Source organism: uncultured Capnocytophaga sp., from assembly GCF_938029845.1.
GTDB lineage: Bacteria > Bacteroidota > Bacteroidia > Flavobacteriales > Flavobacteriaceae > Capnocytophaga.
Genome location: NZ_CALHGG010000030.1, coordinates 1 through 4,000, shown reverse-complemented (window position 1 = coordinate 4,000; position 4,000 = coordinate 1). Strand labels below are relative to the sequence as shown.

At 40.2% G+C, this 4,000-nt stretch carries 3 protein-coding genes and 1 pseudogene; 2 read left to right on the top strand and 2 right to left on the bottom strand.

Annotated elements, in window-relative coordinates:
• Positions 1-201 precede the first annotated feature (201 nt).
• Positions 202-855 carry a hypothetical protein gene (locus Q0625_RS02315; RefSeq protein WP_298823284.1) on the top strand — a complete coding sequence of 218 codons (654 nt, stop codon included), beginning with the start codon at positions 202-204 and terminating at the stop codon, positions 853-855.
• A 147-nt stretch (positions 856-1,002) separates the two neighbouring features.
• On the opposite strand, the gene Q0625_RS02310 is transcribed toward Q0625_RS02315, so the two are convergent.
• Entirely contained in the window at positions 1,003-1,773 is a 771-nt protein-coding gene (locus tag Q0625_RS02310) for a 3'-5' exonuclease (protein ID WP_298823283.1), read from the bottom strand.
• A 141-nt stretch (positions 1,774-1,914) separates the two neighbouring features.
• Between Q0625_RS02310 and Q0625_RS02305 the strand changes: the two genes are divergently transcribed.
• Positions 1,915-3,765 (top strand): M1 family metallopeptidase, encoded by a 1,851-nt coding sequence (locus Q0625_RS02305; protein ID WP_298823282.1) that lies wholly within the window; start codon positions 1,915-1,917, stop codon positions 3,763-3,765.
• Between the two features lie 94 nt (positions 3,766-3,859).
• On the opposite strand, the pseudogene Q0625_RS02300 reads toward Q0625_RS02305, so the two are convergent.
• A pseudogene (locus Q0625_RS02300) lies at positions 3,860-4,000 on the bottom strand (PorT family protein); the annotation flags it as partial.

Here is a 4,000-nt window from a genome sequence, read left to right as displayed (position 1 = left end):
GACCTCTGACTTCTGACCTCTGACTTCTGACTTCTGACCTCTGACTTCTGACCTCATGTTATTGTTTTCTTAAATTCAATTTCTCACAACCCGTTGAAAACAAATGTGTTACATATAAAAACCACAAAAAGATGTAATCCATACCTTCTTGTTTGAAAAAAAAACCTATCTTTGCCCCCAAATTTAAAAATACATTTTAAGATGAAAAAAATTCTTTTATCAGCTTTAGCTGTATTTGCATTTGGCGTTGCTAATGCACAAGAAATTACTTCTTCTAAGGGAGAAAACTATTTACCACAACAAGGAGACTGGTCTATCGGATTCAGTGCTAACAGTGCATTGAGCTTTGTAGGAAATGCTTTTAATGGAAGCTCTAATAACTCTGTTAATTTCAACAGTAATGAAGCTACAAAACTTCCTGGATTTGACAATTCTGTTTCTTTCTTAGGTAAAATTTTTACTGAAGATAAAAAAGCAGATCGTTATACTGCTAACCTTCTTTTCTCTCTTGAAAAACAAAAAGATGTAGATGCAACTAATGCATTTGGTCTTTTGGTAGGTTACGGTAAAGAATGGAGAAAAGGCTCTACTCGCCTACAAGGTTTCTACGGATTTGATGGCCTTGTTGGTTTCGGATCTCCTGCTAAAAAGAACACTAGCTTCCTTATCGGTGCACAAGGTTTTGCTGGTGCTGAATACTTTGTATTCCCTAAAGTAGCTCTAGGAGCACAATATTCTTACGGAGTATTCTTCAAATACAAATCAGTAAACGATGCTTCTACTGTTAACTTCAACATTGGTTCTCCTAACAGTGGTTTCGGAACTGCTTCTGTACTCTTAAACCTTTATTTCTAAGAATTAGTTTTTTCTTTATAGAAATCAAAAACCGCTTCCCAAAAGGAAGCGGTTTTTTTTATTTGCTATGTGAATCAAGAGGCAAAAATTCCATATAATCTAATTCCTAATCCACACCATTGACAATTCACAATTGATAATTGACCATTAATTTGTCATTTTCCTAAGTCGTATCGCAGTAAGCACTTTCTTGGTATAGAGTGGAAAATCAGCATTGAGAATCCAGCCAAAATAACCTGGTTCTTCCTCTAGAATCTCCTCTACCTTACGACCTTTGTGCTTACCAAAGGTAAATATCTCTTCTCCTTTCTCATTATAGGCGATAAATCCAGCGAAATCAGCTACTTGCTTACGAGTGGTGAAATCACTTAGCTGCTTGATATCATTAGGTAGAGTATCGGAATAGGTATCGAGTTGCGCCTTGAGAATCTCGTAGGTAGCGGTAGTATCTGCCTCTGCTGAATGAGCATTGTCCAAGGACTTTTTACAATAGAATTTGTAAGCAGCCGAAAGGGTGCGTTGTTCCATTTTGTGGAAGATCGTCTGTACATCTACCGTTACACGGTTCTTTAGGTCAAAATCCACGCCCGCACGTAGCAGTTCTTCAGCCAGTAGTGGAATATCAAAGCGGTCGGAGTTATACCCCGCTAAGTCGGAATCCTTGATCATATTATGTATCTGCTTGGCTAGCTCCTTAAAGGTGGGAGCCTGAGCAACCATCGCATCGCTGATACCATGAATATCGGTAGAGGCAGGTGGTATGGGAATCGTAGGATTTACCAACCAGGTCTTGCTCTCTCGGTTACCATTGGGGTATACCTTGAGAACAGAGATTTCTACAATACGATCACGGGACACATCGGTGCCTGTAGTCTCCAAATCAAAAAAACAAAGAGGACGAGTAAGGTTCAATTCCATTAGAAAGGTTTTTAATCAGATAAGAGAGTACAAAAGTAATGAAAAAAAACCATATATACATGCTAAGATTTTTTATTTTTTACTTTAAAATATGCTATTAAATTCGTAACTTTGTAACCATAATTACAAAACTGTAAAGTGATGAATTACCAACGTATGCTATCCCTTGTGGTTCTAGGCAGTATAGGAACCCTCCAAGGGCAAAACGCTCCTTATTGGCAACAACATGTAGATTACAAAATGGAGATCAATATGGACGTAAAAAACTACCAATACACGGGAAAACAAGAACTTACCTACACGAACAATTCTCCTGATACGCTGAAGGTAGTTTTCTATCATCTTTTCCTAAATGCTTTCCAGCCTAATAGCGAGATGGACGCTCGCTTACAGACTATCCTAGACCCTGACCGACGTATGTCCACTAACAAGGGTACCAAGGAGAACCCTCAATATGAAAGCCGTATCGCAACCCTTAAGCCCAATGAAATAGGCTACCTAAAAGTAAATAACCTCTCCCAAGATGGCTCTCCTGTGAAGTACCACACCGAAGGTACTATTCTAAAAGTGGAACTGAACAAACCTATTGCACCACACAAGAGTACTACTTTCAAAATGGATTTCGCAGGACAAGCACCTGTGATGATACGCCGTACAGGTAGAAATAGTCCCGATGGAGTGGCACTCTCCATGAGCCAATGGTATCCTAAAATAGCCGAATACGACTACCGTGGTTGGGATACTACCGAATATATCGCTCGTGAGTTCTATGGGGTGTGGGGTAACTTTGATGTAAAAATTACCCTTGATAAGGATTATATCGTAGGAGGCTCCGGTTACTTGCAGAACAACAATGAAATAGGCTTTGGTTACGAAGACACAGGAGTAAAGGTGCCTAAAGTAAAAGGAAAGACCCGTACGTGGCACTTCTATGCCCCTCAAGTACATGATTTTACTTGGGCGGCCGATCCTCAGTTTATCCATGACAAACATGATGCAGGCAATGGACTTACCGTGCATTTCCTATACAAGAAATACCCTGAGATATGGAAGCGCATCCAACCCGATATGCTCAAGACCTTTGACTTCTATAACAAATTCGTAGGTCAATATCCTTGGAGACAATACTCCTTTATCCAAGGAGGTGACGGCGGTATGGAATACGCTATGTGTACTCTTATCCAAGGAGAAGAGAAATATGAGGATCTTCTCGGTACTGCGGCACATGAGTTAGCTCACGCTTGGTTCCAACATATCTTAGCTACCGACGAAACTCACTATCCATGGATGGACGAAGGCTTTACCTCCTATATGCAAGACTTGGCGGTAAGCCGTATCACAGGTGTACCTCCTTTTACTGGATTCTATCGCTCTTATGATAGGTATGCCAAGTCTAAGTTTGAAGAAACTCCAACCCACCACTCCGACCGCTTCAATACCAATTATGCTTATTCGGTAAGTGCCTATGTGAAAGGAGCGCTCTTCCTCCACCAATTGGAGTACATCATAGGGGAAAAGAATGTGGAGAAAACCCTCCAACTCTATTTCAAAAAATTTGCTTTCAAGCATCCACAACCTCATGATTTTATTCGTTGTGCAGAACAGGTATCAGGTATGCAATTGGGCTGGTATCTCAATGAATTCATGCAAACCCCTGACCATGTGGATTATGCAGTAGAAAAAGTAGAAGGCAAAGGCAACCAAACCCAAATCACCCTACGTCGTGTAGATAGAGTCCCCCTCCCTGCCGATGTCTTTGTAGTAGATAAGAATGGCAATACACACTATTATTACATTCCACTACGTATGCAATTTGGTGAAAAAGAAAACCCTTATAGCTATGAGCGCAAAGTACTCCCTGCATGGGGCTGGGCTCACCCTACTTACAGCTTTGAAGTGGCTATTCCTTTTGAAAATATACAAAAAGTAGTGATTGACCCTAATAATATCACCACCGATATTAATAGAGACAACAATACTTTCCAACAATAGTAAGGGTATTAGTTTTTATATTACAAAAGAGAAGCCGTTCCGGATTTTGGAACGGCTTTTCGTATTTCTACCCCCTTCGAGGGTTAGGTGGATATTAGAACTTATACCCTACCCCTACTTGAATTACACGATTATTGGCATAGTTCTTGGAATCTCCATTTTTTTGAAGATTCGCCAAGCCCCAGTTATAAGAGGCTTCAAAGAACAAACCATTGTTAGGCAAGTTGTATTCAGC